Annotated in this window: 16 protein-coding genes and 1 tRNA gene; 12 read left to right on the forward strand and 5 right to left on the reverse strand. The window is 71.1% G+C overall.

Annotated features, from left to right (window positions below):
- The first annotated feature begins 178 nt into the window (after positions 1-178).
- From chvE to araA, 7 genes are all read left to right on the forward strand, one after another.
- Positions 179-1,297 carry a multiple monosaccharide ABC transporter substrate-binding protein gene (chvE, locus tag ACWCSU_RS05735; protein ID WP_357698812.1) on the forward strand — a complete coding sequence of 373 codons (1,119 nt, stop codon included), beginning with the start codon at positions 179-181 and terminating at the stop codon, positions 1,295-1,297.
- A gap of 61 nt (positions 1,298-1,358) precedes the next feature.
- Positions 1,359-2,888, forward strand: coding sequence for a multiple monosaccharide ABC transporter ATP-binding protein (gene mmsA / locus ACWCSU_RS05740; protein ID WP_364090927.1), 1,530 nt, complete (start codon positions 1,359-1,361; stop codon positions 2,886-2,888).
- Positions 2,889-2,893: 5 nt separating this feature from the next.
- Positions 2,894-4,153 (forward strand): multiple monosaccharide ABC transporter permease, encoded by a 1,260-nt coding sequence (mmsB, locus tag ACWCSU_RS05745; protein ID WP_449933814.1) that lies wholly within the window; start codon positions 2,894-2,896, stop codon positions 4,151-4,153.
- Positions 4,154-4,224: 71 nt separating this feature from the next.
- On the forward strand, positions 4,225-5,220 hold the full coding sequence (locus ACWCSU_RS05750; protein WP_357698949.1) for a LacI family DNA-binding transcriptional regulator: 996 nt from the start codon (positions 4,225-4,227) through the stop codon (positions 5,218-5,220).
- A gap of 53 nt (positions 5,221-5,273) precedes the next feature.
- Entirely contained in the window at positions 5,274-6,893 is a 1,620-nt protein-coding gene (gene araB, locus ACWCSU_RS05755) for a ribulokinase (RefSeq protein ID WP_449934758.1), read from the forward strand.
- Positions 6,890-7,537, forward strand: coding sequence for an L-ribulose-5-phosphate 4-epimerase (locus ACWCSU_RS05760; RefSeq protein ID WP_449933816.1), 648 nt, complete (start codon positions 6,890-6,892; stop codon positions 7,535-7,537). Before araB ends, ACWCSU_RS05760 begins: the two co-directional genes overlap by 4 nt.
- Positions 7,534-8,988 carry an L-arabinose isomerase gene (gene araA / locus ACWCSU_RS05765; protein WP_449933818.1) on the forward strand — a complete coding sequence of 485 codons (1,455 nt, stop codon included), beginning with the start codon at positions 7,534-7,536 and terminating at the stop codon, positions 8,986-8,988. The genes ACWCSU_RS05760 and araA overlap by 4 nt, the downstream gene beginning before the upstream one ends.
- 7 nt (positions 8,989-8,995) lie before the next feature.
- Here araA and ACWCSU_RS05770 read toward each other — a convergent pair whose 3' ends face one another.
- Positions 8,996-9,343: a PLDc N-terminal domain-containing protein gene (locus ACWCSU_RS05770; protein ID WP_449933820.1), complete on the reverse strand. Its 348-nt coding sequence runs from the start codon at positions 9,341-9,343 to the stop codon at positions 8,996-8,998.
- Between the two features lie 66 nt (positions 9,344-9,409).
- On the opposite strand from ACWCSU_RS05770, the gene ACWCSU_RS05775 reads away from it, so the two are divergent.
- The 3 genes from ACWCSU_RS05775 to ACWCSU_RS05785 all read left to right on the forward strand — a co-directional run bounded on the left by ACWCSU_RS05775 (position 9,410) and on the right by ACWCSU_RS05785 (position 11,938).
- Positions 9,410-10,615: an FAD-binding protein gene (locus ACWCSU_RS05775; RefSeq protein WP_357698945.1), complete on the forward strand. Its 1,206-nt coding sequence runs from the start codon at positions 9,410-9,412 to the stop codon at positions 10,613-10,615.
- Between the two features lie 91 nt (positions 10,616-10,706).
- A complete protein-coding gene (locus ACWCSU_RS05780; RefSeq protein ID WP_357698795.1) occupies positions 10,707-11,498 on the forward strand; it encodes an LLM class flavin-dependent oxidoreductase in 792 nt (263 codons plus the stop codon).
- A gap of 35 nt (positions 11,499-11,533) precedes the next feature.
- A complete protein-coding gene (locus tag ACWCSU_RS05785; protein WP_357698792.1) occupies positions 11,534-11,938 on the forward strand; it encodes a DUF3224 domain-containing protein in 405 nt (134 codons plus the stop codon).
- Positions 11,939-11,968: 30 nt separating this feature from the next.
- On the opposite strand, the gene ACWCSU_RS05790 is transcribed toward ACWCSU_RS05785, so the two are convergent.
- A tRNA-Ala gene (locus ACWCSU_RS05790) sits at positions 11,969-12,041 on the reverse strand.
- Positions 12,042-12,135: 94 nt separating this feature from the next.
- Between ACWCSU_RS05790 and ACWCSU_RS05795 the strand changes: the two genes are divergently transcribed.
- Positions 12,136-12,801, forward strand: a complete 666-nt coding sequence (locus tag ACWCSU_RS05795; RefSeq protein ID WP_357698790.1) for a tRNA-dependent cyclodipeptide synthase — start codon at positions 12,136-12,138, stop codon at positions 12,799-12,801.
- Positions 12,802-12,814: 13 nt separating this feature from the next.
- Here ACWCSU_RS05795 and ACWCSU_RS05800 read toward each other — a convergent pair whose 3' ends face one another.
- Complete coding sequence (locus ACWCSU_RS05800) at positions 12,815-14,302, reverse strand: YfbK domain-containing protein (protein ID WP_449933823.1); 1,488 nt, start codon at positions 14,300-14,302, stop codon at positions 12,815-12,817.
- 204 nt (positions 14,303-14,506) lie between these two features.
- The gene (locus ACWCSU_RS05805; protein WP_449933825.1) at positions 14,507-15,526 is read right to left on the reverse strand and encodes a type III polyketide synthase; all 1,020 of its coding nucleotides are present in this window, start codon (positions 15,524-15,526) and stop codon (positions 14,507-14,509) included.
- A gap of 115 nt (positions 15,527-15,641) precedes the next feature.
- Here ACWCSU_RS05805 and ACWCSU_RS05810 point away from each other — a divergent pair, with 115 nt between their 5' ends.
- Entirely contained in the window at positions 15,642-16,619 is a 978-nt protein-coding gene (locus ACWCSU_RS05810; protein WP_449934759.1) for a helix-turn-helix domain-containing protein, read from the forward strand.
- On the opposite strand, the gene ACWCSU_RS05815 is transcribed toward ACWCSU_RS05810, so the two are convergent.
- Complete coding sequence (locus ACWCSU_RS05815) at positions 16,609-17,472, reverse strand: pyridoxamine 5'-phosphate oxidase family protein (RefSeq protein WP_449933827.1); 864 nt, start codon at positions 17,470-17,472, stop codon at positions 16,609-16,611. The two genes, ACWCSU_RS05810 and ACWCSU_RS05815, sit on opposite strands and share 11 nt — an antisense overlap.

The following is a 17,472-nucleotide window of genomic DNA, read 5'->3' on the forward strand; positions in this document are numbered from 1 at the left end:
AAGGTTTCCGTGAGGTTAGGTCCAACCGTTGACAGAGTCTTTGTTAGCGATAACAATCAGCGGGAACGAAGCGCACGAACTTTGTTCTGATTCGGCATGTTCTGTGACTGAATCCTGTGCTCGATCGGCAGTTAACGCTCACATCCGCTGCCGCAACCCCCATTGCAAGGAGTGCCACATGAGGTTGGGACGTATCGGGGGCGTGGTGTCCGCCATCGCGCTCGCCGCGACCATGACGGCCTGCGGCTCCAGCCAGAAGACGGTCGACGCCGACGCCTCCACGTCGGCCGCCGCCGGCGGCGCGGGCGCCCTGATCGGCGTCACGATGCCCACCAAGTCGTCCGAGCGGTGGATCCACGACGGCGACAACGTCAAGCAGCAGCTCGAACAGCTGGGCTACAAGGTCGACCTCCAGTACGCCGAGAACGACATCCCGACGCAGGCCAACCAGATCGAGAACCAGATCACCAAGGGCGCCAAGCTCCTGATCATCGCCTCGATCGACGGCACCGCGATCACCTCGCAGCTCCAGCAGGCCGCCGACGCCAAGATCCCGGTCATCTCCTACGACCGCCTGATCCGCAACAGCCCGAACGTCGACTACTACGCCACCTTCGACAATTTCAAGGTGGGCGTGCAGCAGGCGACCTCGCTGCTCAAGGGCCTCGGCGTGGACGACGGCAAGAAGGGCCCCTTCAACGTCGAGCTGTTCGGCGGCTCGCCCGACGACAACAACGCCACCTTCTTCTGGAACGGCGCCCTGTCGGTGCTCCAGCCGAAGATCGACGACGGCACCCTGGTGATCAAGAGCGGCCAGAAGGACTTCAAGACCGCCGCCATCCTGCGCTGGGACCCGGCCACGGCCCAGAAGCGCATGGAGGACATCCTCACCAAGACCTACACCGGCGGCACCAAGGTGGACGGCGTGCTGTCCCCGTACGACGGCCTGTCCATCGGCATCCTGTCGGCGCTCAAGAGCTCCGGCTACGGCACCAGCGGCCAGCCCTACCCCGTCGTGACCGGCCAGGACGCCGAGCTCGCCTCGGTCAAGTCGATCATCGCCGGTGAGCAGTACTCCACCATCTTCAAGGACACCCGCAAGCTCGCCGAGCAGACGGTGAAGATGGCCGACGCGGTTCTCAAGGGCGGCAAGCCCGAGGTGAACAACGACAAGGACTACGACAACGGCAACAAGGTCGTCCCCTCCTACCTGCTCGACCCGGTGATCGTGGACAAGAGCAACTACAAGGAGATCATCGTCGGCGGCAACTACTACACCGAGGACCAGCTCAAGTAAGGGCCCGCCCCGGGGGACGGCGGTCCCCCGGGGGCACTTCCCACACCTGAGCGAGGGGCATATGACCGAGCACATCTTGCGGATGAGCGGGATCACCAAGACGTTCCCCGGTGTCAAGGCGCTGCAGGACGTCAACCTGGCCGTCCGGCGCGGCGAGATCCACGCCATCTGCGGCGAGAACGGCGCCGGCAAGTCGACGCTGATGAAGGTGCTGTCCGGGGTCTACCCGCACGGCGACTACGACGGCGAGATCACCTTCGAGGGCGCGCGCTGCGAGTTCGCCGGCATTCGCGACAGCGAGCACGCCGGGATCGTCATCATCCACCAGGAGCTGGCGCTCAGCCCGCAGCTGTCGATCGCCGAGAACATCTTCCTCGGCAACGAGCGCGCCAGGCGCGGCTTCATCGACTGGAACCGCACCAACTACGAGGCCGCCGAGCTGATGCGCCGCGTCGGCCTGAACGAGAACCCGACCACGACGGTCTCCGACCTCGGCGTCGGCAAGCAGCAGCTCGTCGAGATCGCCAAGGCGCTGTCGAAGGAGGTGCGGCTGCTCATCCTCGACGAGCCGACCGCCGCGCTCAACGACGACGACTCGGCCCACCTGCTCGACCTGCTGCGCGGGCTGCGGGACGAGGGCATCACCTGCGTGATCATCTCCCACAAGCTCAACGAGGTGACCGCGATCGCCGACTCCGTCACGATCATCCGTGACGGCCGCACGATCGAGACCCTGGACATGGCCACCGACCACGTCACCGAGGACCGGATCATCTCCGGCATGGTCGGCCGCGCGCTGGACAACCGCTTCCCGCCGCACGAGTCGACGATCGGCGAGGAGGTCCTGCGGATCGAGGACTGGACGGTCCACAGCCCCAGCCAGCCCGGCAGGAAGGTCGTGGACGGCGCCTCCCTCACCCTGCGCAGGGGCGAGATCGTCGGCCTGGCCGGCCTGATGGGCGCCGGGCGCACCGAGCTGGCGATGAGCCTGTTCGGCCGCACGTACGGCGTGCACATCTCCGGCAAGGTCTTCAAGGACGGCAAGCCGATCGAGATCCGCAACGTGCAGGACGCGATCCACCACGGCCTGGCCTACGCCACCGAGGACCGCAAGCGGTACGGCCTGAACCTCATCGAGGACATCAAGCGCAACATCAGCGCGGCCGGGCTCAAGGGCCTGGCCCGGCGCGGCTGGGTGAACGAGAACGAGGAGTACAAGGTCGCCGAGGAGTTCCACCGGAGCATGAACATCAAGGCGCCCAGCGTCAACAGCGTCGTCGGCAAGCTGAGCGGCGGCAACCAGCAGAAGGTCGTGCTGTCCAAGTGGATCCTGACGCAGCCCGACGTGCTCATCCTCGACGAGCCCACCCGCGGCATCGACGTCGGCGCCAAGTACGAGATCTACACGATCATCAACCGCCTCGCCGACCAGGGCAAGGCCGTGCTGGTGATCTCCAGTGAGTTGCCTGAGCTGCTCGGCCTGTGCGACCGCATCTACACGCTCTCCGAAGGTCGCGTCACCGGCGAGGTCCCCCGCCGGGAGGCCACCCAGGAAAGCCTCATGCATCTCATGACCAAGGGACAGGAGTAGCCCCGATGAGCAGCATCACGCCCGCCGACGTGCAGGTCGGCGCGGGAAGCGACGGGGGAGCGCCGCGGCGGCCCGGCCGGGTGTCGCTGGGCGGCCTGTCGCTGAACCTGCGTTCGAGCGGCATCTACATCGCCTTCGCGCTGATCATCGTGCTGTTCTCGGTGCTCACCGACGGCGCGTTGCTCCAGCCGCAGAACATCTCCAACATCATCGTCCAGAACTCCTACGTCCTGATCCTCGCGATCGGGATGATCCTGGTCATCATCGCCGGGCACATCGACCTGTCGGTCGGCTCGGTGGTGGCGGTCACCGGAGCGCTGGCCGCCGTGCTCATGGTGAACATGGGCCTGCCGTGGCCGCTGGCCCTGCTGATCACGGTCGCCGCCGGCGCACTCATCGGGGCCTGGCAGGGGTACTGGATCGCCTACTTCGGCATCCCGGCCTTCATCGTCACGCTGGCCGGCATGCTGCTGTTCCGCGCGCTGACCATGACCGTCCTGGGCAACCAGGGCATCGGCCCGTTCCCCGACCAGGTCCGCACGCTGGCCAACGGCTTCACCGACGGCTACCTCGGCAACGTGGGCCTCGGCCCGCTGGGCGGCGCCGACCTGTTCAGCCTGCTCATCGGCCTGGTCGCGATCGGCGGCATGGTCGCCGCGCAGTGGCGCACCCGCAACGCCCGCAGGGGCTACGGCCAGTCGGTCGAGCCGATGGCCATGTTCGTGCTGAAGATGGCGGCCGGCGCCGCGCTGATCCTGTTCCTGGTGGTGCAGCTCGCCCGCTTCAAGAACCTGCCGTGGGTGCTGGTGCTGCTGGCCGTGCTGGTGCTGGCGTACTCGCTGATGGCCAACCGCACGGTCTTCGGCCGGCAGATCTACGCCATCGGCGGCAACCTCCAGGCGGCGGTCATGTCCGGCGTCAAGGTCAAGTCGGTGGTCTTCTGGATCTTCGTCAACATGGGCGTGCTGGCCTCCATCGCCGGCATCATCTTCGCCGGCCGGCTCAACCAGGCGGGCCCGACCGCCGGTAACAGCTTCGAGCTGGACGCCATCGCGGCGGCCTTCATCGGCGGCGCGGCCGTCCAGGGCGGTGTCGGCAAGGTCGTCGGCGCGATCACCGGCGGTCTGATCATGGCTGTCATCAACAACGGCATGTCGCTCATCGGCTCGCCCAGTGAGCGCGTGATGCTCGTCAAGGGCGCCGTCCTGCTGGCCGCCGTCGCGTTCGACGTGTGGACCAAGCGCCGGGCGGGCGCCTCCCGCTGACCGCCGCAGGTCCAGGCAGCCCCGCGAAAGGAGAACCCGTGCTACCGAGCCCCAGGCCGCGTCCGCCGGTCATGGCCGACGTGGCCAAGGAGGCCGGCGTGTCGCACCAGACGGTCTCGCGGGTGCTCAACGGCCACCCGAACGTCCGGGCCGACACCCGCGCCCGGGTGGAGGAGGCGATCACCCGCCTGGGCTACCGGCGCAACCTGGTCGCCCGCGCGCTGGTCACCAAGCGGTCGCGCACCCTCGGGGTGGTGAGCTTCGACACCACCCTGTACGGCCCGGCCAGCATGGTCTTCGGCATCGAGCAGGCGGCCAGGACCGCGGGGTATTTCGTCAGCATCGTCAGCCTGAAGTCGATCGACGCGGCCGGCGTCCGCGACGCGCTCGACTACCTGGCCGAGCAGAGCGTGGACGGGGTGGTGGTGGTCGCGCCGCAGCGCTCGGCCGCCTCCGCCCTGGACAGCCTGCCCGCCGGGGTGCCCGCGGTCGTCGTCGAGGGCGCGCACGGCGCCGACGTCTCCGCGGTCTGCATCGACCAGGTCGAGGGCGCCAGGCTGGCCACCCGGCACCTGCTCGACCTCGGCCACGAGACGGTCTGGCACGTCACCGGGCCGGCCGACTGGCTGGAGACCGAGGGCCGGGTCGAGGGCTGGCGTTCGGCGCTGGAGCAGGCCGGCCGCCCGGTGCCCGAGCCGCTGGCCGGCGACTGGAGCCCGCGCGCCGGGTACGAGGCCGGCAAGAGGCTGGCCCGGATGGACGGGGTCACCGCGGTGTTCGCCGCCAACGACCAGATGGCGCTGGGCGTGCTGCGCGCGCTCAGCGAGGCCGGGGTGCCCGTCCCCGGCCGGATCAGTGTCGTGGGCTTCGACGACATCCCCGAGTCCGAGTTCTTCTCGCCGCCGCTCACCACGGTCCGGCAGGACTTCGACGTGGTGGGCCGCCACTGCATCGAGGTGCTGCTGCGGCAGATCGACGCCGGGCCGGCGGCGTACGAGCGCATGGTGGTGCGTCCCAGCTTCGTCGTCAGGTCCAGCACCGCGCCGGCCGCCGCTCCGGCGTGGTAGCCGGCAGGCGAACAGACAACTTCCTGGAGTGCAATGTGAACGCTAACAAGTTCGTGGTCGGAGTGGACTTCGGCACGTTGTCGGGGCGCGCGGTCGTCGTCCGCGTGGCTGACGGCGCCGAGCTGGGCAGCGCCGTCCACGAGTACGCCGAGCGCGTCATCGAGCACACGCTGCCCGGTACCGGCGTGCGCCTCGGTCCCGACTGGGCGCTGCAGTCGCCGCGGGACTGGCTGGACGTGCTGCGCGTGGCCGTGCCCGAGGCCCTGGCCGCCGCCGGGGTCGCCGCCGAGGACGTGATCGGTGTCGGCACCGACTTCACCGCCTGCACCGTGCTGCCGACCACGGCCGACGGCACGCCCCTGTGCTTCGAGACGCCCGAGCAGCCGCACGCCTGGCCGAAGTTGTGGAAGCACCACGCCGCCCAGCCGCACGCCGACCGGATCAACGAGCTGGCCGCGACCCGGGGCGAGAGCTGGCTGCCGCGCTACGGCGGCAAGATCTCCTCCGAGTGGGAGTTCGCCAAGGCCCTCCAGGTCCTGGAGGAGGCCCCCGAGGTGTACGCCAGGGCCGAGCGCTGGATCGAGGCGGCCGACTGGATCATCTGGCAGCTCTCCGGCGTCGAGAGCCGCAACATCTGCACGGCCGGCTACAAGGGCGTCTTCCAGGACGGGAGCTACCCCTCCGAGGACTTCCTCGCCGCCCTGAACCCCGGCTTCTCCGGCTTCGCCGGCAAACTGGCCACCGGCGTGGTCGGCGACGACGTCAACGGCACCACCCTGGCCCCCCTCGGCGGCCTCGCCGGCGTCCTGACCGCGCGGGCGGCCGCGTGGACCGGCCTGCCCGAGGGCATCGCCGTGGCCGTCGGCAACGTGGACGCCCACGTCACCGCCGCCGCCGCGGACGCCGTGCGCCCCGGCCAGATGGTGGCCATCATGGGCACCTCCACCTGCCACATCATGCCCAGCGACCGGCTGGCCGAGGTGCCCGGCATGTGCGGCGTCGTCCGGGACGGCATCGTGCCCGGCCTGTGGGGCTACGAGGCCGGCCAGTCCGCCGTCGGCGACATCTTCGCCTGGTACGTCGACTCCTTCGGCACCGTCGGCCACGAGCGCCTGACCGAGCTGGCCGAGCGCCAGGCCGTCGGCGCGCACGGGCTGGTCGCGCTCGACTGGTTCGGCGGCAACCGCTCGGTGCTGGTCGACCACGACCTGTCCGGCGTGATCGTCGGCCAGACCCTCGCCACCAGGCCCGAGGACGTCTACCGCGCGCTCATCGAGTCCACCGCGTACGGCGCCCGCATGATCGTCGAGACGTTCGAGAAGTCGGGCGTGCCCGTCGAGGAGTTCGTGGTCGCCGGCGGGCTGCTGAAGAACCGCTTCCTCATGCAGGTCTACGCCGACGTGCTGCGCCGCCCGCTGTCGGTCATCGGCTCCGACCAGGGCCCGGCGCTCGGCTCGGCGATCCACGCCGCCGTCGCCGCCGGGGCCTACCCGGGCATCGAGGAGGCCGCAGCGGCCATGGGCAAGCGCACGCGGGCGGCGTACGTGCCCGACGAGGCCCGCGCCGACGCCTACGACCGCCTGTACGCCCAGTACCGCGAACTGCACGACCACTTCGGGGACGGACGCATGCTCCACACACTCCGCACGATCAGGAACGAGGCCGCCCAGTGAGAACCACCATCGCCAGGCTTCATGCGGAGCTGGTCCGGTACGGCCTGGTCGTCTGGACGGCGGGGAACGTCTCGGGCCGCATCCCGGGGGAGGACCTGTTCGTCATCAAGCCGTCCGGGGTCTCCTACGACGAGCTGACCCCCGAGAACATGGTCGTGTGCGACCTCGACGGCAACCTCGTCGAGGGCGCCCAGGCACCCTCCAGCGACACCGCCGCGCACGCCTACGTCTACCGCAACATGCCCGAGGTCGGCGGCGTCGTGCACACCCACTCGACCTACGCCTCGGCGTGGGCCGCGCGCGGCGAGCCCATCCCGTGCGTGCTGACGGCGATGGCCGACGAATTCGGCGGCGAGATCCCGGTCGGCCCGTTCGCGCTGATCGGGGACGACTCCATCGGCCAGGGCATCGTCGAGACGCTCGCGGGCCACCGCTCGCCGGCCGTCCTCATGCAGAACCACGGCGTCTTCACCATCGGCAAGGACCCCAAGGCCGCCGTCAAGGCCGCCGTGATGTGCGAGGACGTCGCCCGCACCGTCCACGTGTCCAGGCAGCTCGGCACGCCGCTGCCCATCGGCCCGGCCCACGTCGACCGCCTGTACGACCGCTATCAGAACGTCTACGGACAGAGGAGCCCGCGTTGAACATCTGGTTTCTGACCGGCAGCCAGGGACTGTACGGCGAGGACACGCTGCGCCAGGTGGCCGAGCAGTCGCGGCGCATCGCCGAGCAGCTTCCCGTGCCCGTGCAGTGGAAGCCCGTGCTGACCGACGCCACAGCGATCAGGCGCGTCATGCTGGAGGCCAACGCGGACGACGAGTGCGCCGGCGTCATCGCCTGGATGCACACCTTCTCCCCGGCCAAGATGTGGATCGCCGGCCTCGACGCGCTGCGCAAGCCGCTGCTGCACCTGCACACGCAGGCCAACGTCGAGCTGCCGTGGAGCTCGATCGACATGGACTTCATGAACCTCAACCAGGCCGCGCACGGCGACCGCGAGTTCGGGTTCGTGCAGACCCGGCTCGGAGTGCCGCGCAAGACCGTCGCCGGGCACGTCAGCGACCCGGCGGTCGGCGCGCGCATCGAGGCGTGGGCGCGCGCGGCCAGGGGCGTGGCCGAGGTGCGGGCGCTCAAGCTGGCCCGTTTCGGCGACAACATGCGCGACGTGGCCGTGACCGAGGGCGACAAGGTCGAGGCGCAGCTCCGGTTCGGCGTCTCGGTCAACACCTACGGCGTCAACGACCTGGTCGAGGCCGTGGACGCGGCCTCCGACGCCGACGTGTCCGCGCTGGTCAAGGAGTACGCCGAGCTGTACCGGGTGGCCCCCGAGCTGCTCGGCGAACGCAACGAGTCCCTGCGGTACGCCGCCAGGATCGAGCTCGGCCTGCGCGGCTTCCTGGAGCGCGGCGGCTTCCGGGCCTTCACCACCAACTTCGAGGACCTCGGCGGCCTGCGTCAGCTCCCCGGCCTGGCCGTGCAGCGCCTGATGGCCGACGGCTACGGCTTCGGCGGCGAGGGCGACTGGAAGACCTCGGTCCTGCTGCGCACCCTCAAGTCGATGACGCCCGGCGGGACGTCGTTCATGGAGGACTACACCTACGACCTGACGCCCGGCAACGAGCTCATCCTCGGCGCGCACATGCTGGAGGTCTGCCCGTCCATCGCCGCCGGGACGCCGTCGTGCGAGATCCATCCGCTGGGCATCGGCGGGCGGGAGGACCCGGTGCGGCTGGTGTTCGACGCCGCGCCCGGCCCCGGCGTCGTCGTCGGCCTGGCCGACATGGGCGACCGGTTCCGCCTGGTGGCCAACGAGATCGACATCGTCGCGCCGCCGGAGCCGCTGCCCAGGCTGCCCGTGGCCCGCGCCGTCTGGTCGCCGCGGCCGAACCTGCGCACCTCCACCGAGTCGTGGCTGACCGCCGGCGCGCCGCACCACACCGTGCTGTCCACCGCCGTCGGACGCGAGGAGCTGACCGACCTGGCCGACATGCTCGGCGTCGAGCTGCTGGTGATCGACAAGGACACCACGACGGCGCAGTTCGTCAAGGAGATGCGCTGGAACCAGGCGTACTACCGCCTGGCCCAGGGCTTCTAGTCCGTTCCTAGTCCTCCGGCGGCTTCTTCGGGGCGTTCCTGCGCTGCTCCTCGGCGCGTTCGCGGCAGCGGCGCAGGAACTCCTCGTCGTCGTCGGGGTTGGTGGCGGCGAAGCGCCCCGGGCGGTCGTACTCGGGGAAGGCGCTCGGGCGCGCGGCCGCCTGCGGGGCACGTTCCGGGCGGCCCGCCACGAGCCAGACGACCGAGCCGACCAGCGGGAACAGCAGGACCACGAGCACCCATACGATCTTGGGCAGGTTCCTGCAGACCGCGTCCGGCGTGGTGATCACGTCGAAGAGGCAGTAGAGCCACAGCACGAGGGTGGCCAGGCCCATGGCCTCGGACAGATACAGCACGGGGCCGAACGTAGTCACGGGCGGGAACATCGGCAAGCGAATTCGGATGAATAGGGTGAAGCCGTGATGTTGACCAACTGGGCGGGCAACACCGCCTTCCGGGCGCGAGCCGTCCACCGTCCCGCCGGCCTCGACGAGCTGCGCGGCCTGGTGGCCGCCGGCGACCGGGTGCGGGCGCTGGGCAGCGGTCATTCCTTCAACGACGTCGCCGACACCACCGGCGACCTCGTCGTGCTCGACCGCATGCCCGCGACGATCGAGATCGACAGCGCGGCGCGCAAGGTCCGGGTCGCGGCCGGCACCACGTACGCGCGGCTGGCCCAGGCGCTGCACGCGGCCGGGTTCGCGCTGGAGAACCTGGCCTCGCTCCCGCACATCTCGGTCGGCGGCTCGGTCGCCACCGCCACGCACGGCTCCGGCGACGCCAACCGCTGCCTGGCCGCCGCCGTGTCCGGGCTGGAGCTGGTCACCGCCGACGGCTCGCTGCTGTCGCTGTCACGCGGGGACGACGACTTCGCCGGGGCGGTCGTCGCGCTGGGTGCGCTCGGCGTCGTCAGCACGCTGACGCTCGACCTCGTACCGGCCTTCGAGCTGCGCCAGTACGTCCGCGAGGGCCTGACGCCCGACGCCCTCGACGGATTCGACGACATCATGGCCAACGGCTACAGCGTCAGCCTGTTCACCGACTGGCGCGACACCCGGGTCTGGCTGAAGCGCCGCGAGGAGTTCACCGACGACTCCTGGTACGGCACCCGTCCCGCTCCCGGGCCCCGCCACCCGCTGGCCGGCATGCCCGCCGACGCCTGCACCACGCAGCTCGGCGTGCCGGGCCCCTGGCACGAGCGGCTGCCGCACTTCCGCCCCGACGCCCCGCCGAGCGGCGCCGGCGACGAGCTCCAGTCGGAGTTCCTGCTGCCCCGGGCGCACGCGGTCGAGGCGCTGCGCGAGCTGTACGCCGTCGGCGACCGCGTCCGGCCGGCCCTGCGGGTCTCGGAGGTGCGCACGATCGCCGCCGACGACCTGTGGCTCAGCCCCTTCCGCGACCGCGACAGCGTGGGCGTGCACTTCACCTGGGTCAGGGACGTCGCCACCGTGCTCCCGGCGCTCGACCTGGTCGAGCGGACGCTCGCCCCCTTCGAGCCGCTGCCGCACTGGGGCAAGCTGTCCACCCGCCGCCCCGCCTGCCCCGACGACTTCCGCGAGCTGGTCCGGCGGCTGGACCCGGCGGGCAAGTTCGCCAACGACTTCGTCCGGCTACTGCTGGGGGAGTAGCGGCCCGCGCCGGGCATGCACCCGCCGTCGTAGCGGGCCACCGGTCCGGCGGACGATGTGCCCGCCGGCCCGGCGCGGCATCGTGGAGCGCATGACCGATCACCCGTTCAGATTCGGCGCCGTCGCCGGTTACGCGCCCAACGCCGAGGCATGGACCGGGCTGGCCCGCAGGGTCGAGAGCCTGGGCTTCGCCACCCTGCTCGTGCCCGACACGCTCGGGACGCTGTCGCCGTTCGCCGCCGCGGCCACGGCCGCCGCCGTCACCACGACGTTGCGCGTCGGCACGTACGTGGTCAGCGCCCCGTACCGGACGCCCGAGACCGTCGCCTGGGAGACCGCCACCCTGCACACCCTCACCGGCGGACGCTTCGAGCTGGGGCTCGGCGCCGGCCGTCCCGGCGCCGAGCAGGACGCGGCGGCGCTCGGCGTGCCGTTCGGCACCCCGGCCGAGCGCGTGGAACGCCTGGCCGCGACGATCGACGCGGTCAAGGACGTGCCGATCCTGGTCGCCGCGACCGGCGCCCGCGTGCTCGGGCTGGCCGCGCGCAAGGCCGACACGGTGGCGCTCGGCGTGCCGCCGCAGCACACCGAGGACCAGGTCGCGGCCAAGCTGGACGAGCTGTACGAGCTGGCCGGCGACCGCTTCCACGACCTGGAGCTCGGCATGAACCTGGTGGCCGCGGGCAGCGAGCCGCCCGCCTGGCTGGCCGGCCGCTTCGGCCCGCTCGGCCCCGACGCCACCGGCCTGCTCACCGGCACCCCCGACGAGATGGCCGAGACCCTCCGGCGGCGCAGGGACCGCCTCGGCGTTTCGTACGTCACGGTGAACGCCCAGTTCATCGACGCTTTCGCGCCCGTCGTCGAACGCCTGGCCGGTACCTGACGCAACCTGACAGGTATGACCGGCACGATGGCCCCATGACCGCAAAGGGAACCTTCGACACCGCCGGCTGGGACGCCAAGCCGTCCTTCGACGACCGCGACGGCGTCACGCTCGGCCTCGTCAGCATGACCAAGACCTTCCACGGCGACCTGACCGGGACGAGCGTCGTCCACCTGATGGTGACCTCGACCCCGGTCGAGGACTCGCGCGCGTACGTGGCGCTCGAACGCGTCGAGGGCACCCTGGAGGGCCGGAAGGGCAGTTTCGTCGTGGCGCACCAGGCGATGAGCGACCGTGGGGAGCAGTCGCTCACCGTCACGGTCGTCCCCGACTCGGGCACCGGCGAACTGACCGGCCTCAGGGGAGGGATGACCATCACCATCGCCCCGGACGGCTCGCATTCCTACACGATGGACTACGAGCTGCGGGCGGAAGAATGACCCGGGACGAACGCCCGGGCGGATGAGGGGTGGAGCTATGGGGATTCGAACCCCAGACCTCCTCCATGCCATGGAGGCGCGCTACCAACTGCGCCATAGCCCCTTGCTGCGATCACAAGTGTATAGGACTTCGGGACCGGCGAAACACATGCGCGTACCAGGCATACGCACAGTCAAATCTTGCTACTCTCCGTGCCATGTCCAGCGTGCAGGCCGTCCCGTTGACCGCGCGGTGCGCGAAGATCCTCGCCGCTCGTGAGCATGCCGTCGTCGAGGTCAGCGCGTTCGACGGGTTCTTCACCCTTCGGGCCATCCGCAGCCTGCTGGAGTGGGCGACCCGCACGTTCACCGGCGTCCACGTGCTCGTGCCGGGCGTCGAGCTGGCCGGCACGCTGGTCGCGCGCGGGGTGCCGTCCGGGGCGGCGCTGATCAAGGCGCGGTCGGCGGCCAACAACACGCGCAACCGGGTGATCCGGGTGCTCGAAGGCATGGGCGCGGCCAACGCCACCGTCTTCGACTGCGGCGAGCTGACCGGCAACCGCGCCTACCGGCGGTCCCGGCGGGAGCTGGAACGGCTGGCCGCCAAGGACGCGTCGTTCCGCGAGCGGTGCGTGGCGGCGGTGCTGCCGGTCGTCGGCGGCCAGGAGCTCACCCCCGAGCAGGCCGCGAACGCGCTGCCCTTCCTGCTGGCCTGGCTGCCGCTGGTGATGAACAGCCCGGCGATCCTGCGCACGGGCTCGTCGGTGTTCTGCCATCCGGAGCCCAGGCCGATGGTGGGGGAGCTCTACGCGGGCGCGCTGCCCGTCTCGCGCTCGCCCCACCAGGGCTTCGTGTCCTCCCGGCTGGCCCCCGACCCCGCCTGATCCCGCCGGGTGGTCAGCCGACCGAGCCGGCCTTGTCGATCAGCGTGACCAGCTCGGTGACCATCGGGTCCTCCGACGCCTGTGCCAGGCGCCCGGCGTGCTCGCGCAGGGTCGGCAGGTCCAGGCCGAACGCCTTCCTGTCCCGCAGGTAGACCGCGAAGGCGGCGACCACCACGTCCACCTGCAGCCTGACCGGCGTCTTGGTCCAGACGGAGTCGTTCAGGTCGTCGGCGCGCAGCGACTTGCCGGCCTCGGCGGCCTCGCGGGTGTCGGGGTCCTGCCAGCGCACCGTCGCCTGGGCGAGCTGGCCCCGGGCGCCCGGCTTGAGGCGGAGGGCGTACAGGGCGGTGACCGAGTGGCCGGGGCCGATCTCGCCGCCGTCGCGGCTGTCGTCACGGAACTCCTCGGCCGACAACGCGCGGTTCTCGTACCCGATGAGCTGGTAGGTCTCCACGACCGAGGGGTTGAAGACGACCTGCGCCTTGGCGTCGCGCGCGCGTACCTCGATGTTGGCCGGGAGCTGGGTGGTGAAGACCTTGTCGGCCTCCTGTTCGGAGTCCACGTAGACGGCCATGCCGTCGCCGTTGTCGGCGAGCTGCTCCATCAGCTCGTCGCCGTAGTCGCGGCCGACGCCGACGGTGAGCAGCGTGACCTGCTTGCCCGCGTACTCCTTGACCTGCTCCACGATGGTCCGCCACTCGGTCTCGCCCTGGTTGGCCAGGCCGTCGGAGAGCAGGATGACCCGGTTCGTGGCGGCGGGCCGGAACGCCTGGGACGCCTCCCGGTACCCGGTCAGGACGCCGCTCTGCAGGTTCGTGCCGCCGGCGGTGTCCAGCTCGTCCACCGCCGCGTGGAGCTGGCTCCGGGCGGTGAGCGGCGTCATGGAGGCCAGCACCTCCGCCTCGTCGCTGAAGGCCACCAGCGACACCTGGTCGCCGGGCGCGAGCTGGTCGAGCAGCTTGTGCAGGGACGACTTGACCAGGTCGAGGCGGCCGGTCTCGGCCATCGAGCCGGAGACGTCGACCACGAACGTGAGGTTGGCCGGGCGGCGCGCGGCGGCGTCGGACGCGCGGGTCTGCAGGCCCACGCGGAGCACGGCCTCGTCGCGGCCGGGCAGCCGCGCGCCGTCCACGTGCACGGCGAAGCCGTCGTTGGTGGGCTGCGCGTAGTCCTGCCGGAAGGCGTTGACCCACTCCTCGGGGCGGATCTCGCCGGGCGCCGGCCAGCGTCCTTCCTGGAGCGTACGGCGGGCGTAGCCGTACGAGGCGGTGTCCACGTCCAGGGCGAAGGTGGAGATCTGCGCCTTGGTCGTGTCCTGCTCGGTTTCCTGGGCGCCGGTCGCGGACGCGCTCGGCGCGGGCCGACGCTGCGCGTCCGACAGCGGGGCCCGCGCCGCGCTGCCGGACGATCCGCCGGAGCCGCCGCACGCGGCGAGTCCGAGGAGCGCGGCGAGCCCGACGCTGATGGCTAAGGGACGAATGGCTAAGGGACGAAATCTCATCGCAACCACCTCCGCGTCCTATGACGGGGATTCGGGTGGCAGCGGCCGGGCCGGAGACGCAAGCGAGTACAAACCGCGATCGTCGCGTGATCATTTGTGACGAACAGGGATCAATGAGGTGGCAAGCGCGAGCGGTCGCGCCGGGCCTGGGAAGGCCGCCGTCGCCCGGCCGTTATCACCGGTGCAGCCGTCGCCCGGTCGCCATCACCAGTGCAGCAGGAGCAGCTCGGCGGAGAAGCCGGGACCCAACGCGATCAGCACGGCGGGCCGCCCGGGATGGCCGCGCGTCTCCTGGAGCACGTGCAACACCGAGACCGACGACAGGTTCCCGTACGTCCGCAGCGACCGCCAGGTCACGTCCAAAGCCTTGGGGTCGAGGTCGAGGCTGTCCACGATCTTCTCGATGACCTTGGGGCCGCCGGGGTGGCAGATCCACGTCGGCACCTGGTCGGGGGTCAGGCCGTAGTCGGCCAGGAAGCCCCTGATGTCGTCGGCCAGCACCTGGTCCACGAAGTCGGTGAGGTCGGCGTCGAGCACGATGTGGAAGCCGTGGTCGCCCACCTCCCATCCCATCAGGTGCTCGGTGTCGGGGTAGAGCCTGCTGCGGGTGGCGACCACCTCGGGGCCCTTGCCGCGTCCGGTGCCCACGACGGCCGCCGCGCCGTCCCCGAACAGGCCGCTGGCGATCAGGTTCGCGATCGAGGTGTCGTCGCGCTGGATGGTCAGCGAGCACAGCTCCACGCAGACCAGCACGGCGGCCTGGTCGGGCCAGCCGCGCAGGTAGTCGTACAGGCGCGACAGGCCCGAGGCCCCGGCCGCGCAGCCGAGGCCGAACACGGGCACCCGCTTGATGTCGCCGCGCAATCCGAGGCGCTGGGCCAGCCGGGCGTCCAGGGAGGGGGTGGCCAGGCCGGTGGTCGAGCAGAACAGCAGGTGGTCGACCTTCCCCGGCGGCACGTCGGCCTTTTCGAGGGCGCCCCTCACGGCCTGTTCGCCCAGGTCGAGGGCAATCTCGATGAACAGGGCGTTGGCCCGGGCGAAGGAGTCGAGCTTGGTGTAGCCGTCCAGCGGGAGCGCGAGGTTGCGGCCCACGACGCCGGTGGCCGCGTGGAAGTGCCGCAGCAGCTCCTCGTCGCAGTCCGTCAGACGGGAGAACGCTTCGGTGATCTCCGCCTGCTCGTAGCGGTGATCGGGGAAAACGGTCTCTACCCCCGAAATATGCATATATCACTCCTGCCGCAGGGAGGGGAGCGCTAACCTGCTGGCACCGGATATGGGCGGTTAATATGCGGATGTGCCGTTTCCGTCCTTCGTCCGCCCGCTCCCGTCGCCCGCCCGTCTGCCCACGGTCGCCGTGCTGGCCTTCGACGGGATGGCGCCGTTCGAGCTCGGGTGCGTCGTGGAGTTCTTCGGGCTGCCCCGGCCCGAGCTGGACGTGCCCTGGTACGACCTCAAGGTGTGCGCCGAGACGCCCGAGCCGCTGCGCGTGGTCGGCGGGTTCACCATGCAGGCCGCGCACGGGCTCGACGTCCTGGCCGGGGCCGGGACGGTGATCGTGCCCGGCGTCGCCGACGTCCGGGGCGAGGTCTCCGGCGAGCTGGTCGAGGCGCTGCGCCTGGCCCACGGCCGGGGCGCCCGGATGGTCTCGATCTGCTCCGGCGCGTTCGCGCTGGCCGCCGCCGGCCTCCTGGACGGCCGCGAGGCCACCACCCACTGGCGCTACGCCGACCTGCTCCAACGTCGCCACCCCGCCGTCCGCGTCAACCCCTCGGTCCTGTACGTGGACGACGGCGACGTGCTGACCAGCGCGGGCAGCGCGGCCGGCCTCGACCTGCTGGTCCACCTGGTACGCACCGACCACGGCCCGAACGTGGCCAACGCGGTCGCCCGCCGCCTGGTCGTCCCGCCGCACCGGGAGGGCGGTCAGGCCCAGTTCATCGAGGCCGCCGTCACGCCCGTCACGGACGACGGCGGCGTGGCCAGGGCGATGGGATGGGCGCTGGAACACCTGGCCGAGCCGATCGGCGTGGCGGACCTGGCCGGGGTGGCACACATGTCGCAACGCTCGTTCATCAGGCATTTCAAGCGGCACACCGGGACCAGCCCGCTGCGGTGGGTGATCTCGCAGCGGGTGGCGGCGAGCCTGTCGATGCTGGAGTCGACGGCGGCGCCGGTGGAGGAGATCGGGGCGGCGGTCGGGTTCGAGAGCCCGGCGACGTTCCGGCACCACTTCACGCGGGCCATGCGCACCTCGCCCTCCGCCTACCGCCGCACCTTCGGCCCCTCACCTGGCAGGTCCGCCGCCGTCAGCGGGTGACGGGCGGGTTGAAGCGGTGGAGGCCCGGCGCGGTCCACCCCGCGCCGACCGTGCCGTCCACCTCCGTGTACGCGGTCAGCTCGAACCGCACCGACCGCTGCTCCGCGCTCCAGTCCACCTCCGCCCGCCCGGTCAGGTGGAGGGTGCGGCCGCGTTCCCAGTCGACGAACAGCAGCCCGGCGGCCGGGTCCAGCTCCAGGTTGCCGAGCGTCATGTACATCGAGTTGCCGGTGTAGTCCGGGAACTCCAGCGATCCCGGCCCGGTGACCCGGACGAACCCCGGGTTGCCGCCTCGGTGCGAGACGTCGGCGCCCAGGCCCTCGGCGCGGGTGGCGATGAAGAACGTGTCGGCGGCGCCGATCCACTCGGCGTGGTGCGGCGCGAACGCCGTCCCGCCGCCGACGACCTCGGGGAGGCCCGGCGCGGCGGTGGGCTCGCGGGTCTGGATGTACTTGGGGCAGTTGGAGTACACCTGCTCCGTCCAGATCACCAGGCCGTCCCCTGCCTGTACGGCGGTGCCGTTCACGCGCATCCGACGCCGGGTGTGCGGCTCGATGGCCAGCAGCCCGATGTCGCGTTCCGCCGTGAACAGGTCCCGCAGGGGCGCCGAGGGCAGGGCCCGGACGGTGATCGTGCGGTCGTCGTCGGCGTCGGCGAACCCGGGCGGGCCGGTCAGCACGTCGGCCCACACCCGGCCGAGGTCGTCGGCCGCGCCCGCCACCAGCAGGTGCTGGGCCCGCAGGAACGCGGCGGCCACCTCGGGGATCTCCGGACGGGTGCGCGAGCTGCCGAAAGCGCCCGGCGTCCGCACCCCGGCCCGCGCCTGGACGGCGATCTCCCCTGGATGTCTCAT

It is taken from the genome of Nonomuraea sp. NPDC001699 (assembly GCF_053596455.1).

Coding starts and splice junctions, on each gene's coding strand:
- ACWCSU_RS05805 (WP_449933825.1), bottom strand. CDS start 15,526: ATGCATATTTCGGGGGTAGAGACCGTTTTCCCCGATCACCGCTACGAG.
- ACWCSU_RS05780 (WP_357698795.1), top strand. CDS start 10,707: ATGACCGATCACCCGTTCAGATTCGGCGCCGTCGCCGGTTACGCGCCC.
- ACWCSU_RS05775 (WP_357698945.1), top strand. CDS start 9,410: ATGTTGACCAACTGGGCGGGCAACACCGCCTTCCGGGCGCGAGCCGTC.
- mmsA (WP_364090927.1), top strand. CDS start 1,359: ATGACCGAGCACATCTTGCGGATGAGCGGGATCACCAAGACGTTCCCC.
- ACWCSU_RS05795 (WP_357698790.1), top strand. CDS start 12,136: ATGTCCAGCGTGCAGGCCGTCCCGTTGACCGCGCGGTGCGCGAAGATC.
- ACWCSU_RS05815 (WP_449933827.1), bottom strand. CDS start 17,472: ATGAGACATCCAGGGGAGATCGCCGTCCAGGCGCGGGCCGGGGTGCGG.
- ACWCSU_RS05750 (WP_357698949.1), top strand. CDS start 4,225: ATGGCCGACGTGGCCAAGGAGGCCGGCGTGTCGCACCAGACGGTCTCG.
- ACWCSU_RS05800 (WP_449933823.1), bottom strand. CDS start 14,302: ATGAGATTTCGTCCCTTAGCCATTCGTCCCTTAGCCATCAGCGTCGGG.
- mmsB (WP_449933814.1), top strand. CDS start 2,894: ATGAGCAGCATCACGCCCGCCGACGTGCAGGTCGGCGCGGGAAGCGAC.
- chvE (WP_357698812.1), top strand. CDS start 179: ATGAGGTTGGGACGTATCGGGGGCGTGGTGTCCGCCATCGCGCTCGCC.
- ACWCSU_RS05785 (WP_357698792.1), top strand. CDS start 11,534: ATGACCGCAAAGGGAACCTTCGACACCGCCGGCTGGGACGCCAAGCCG.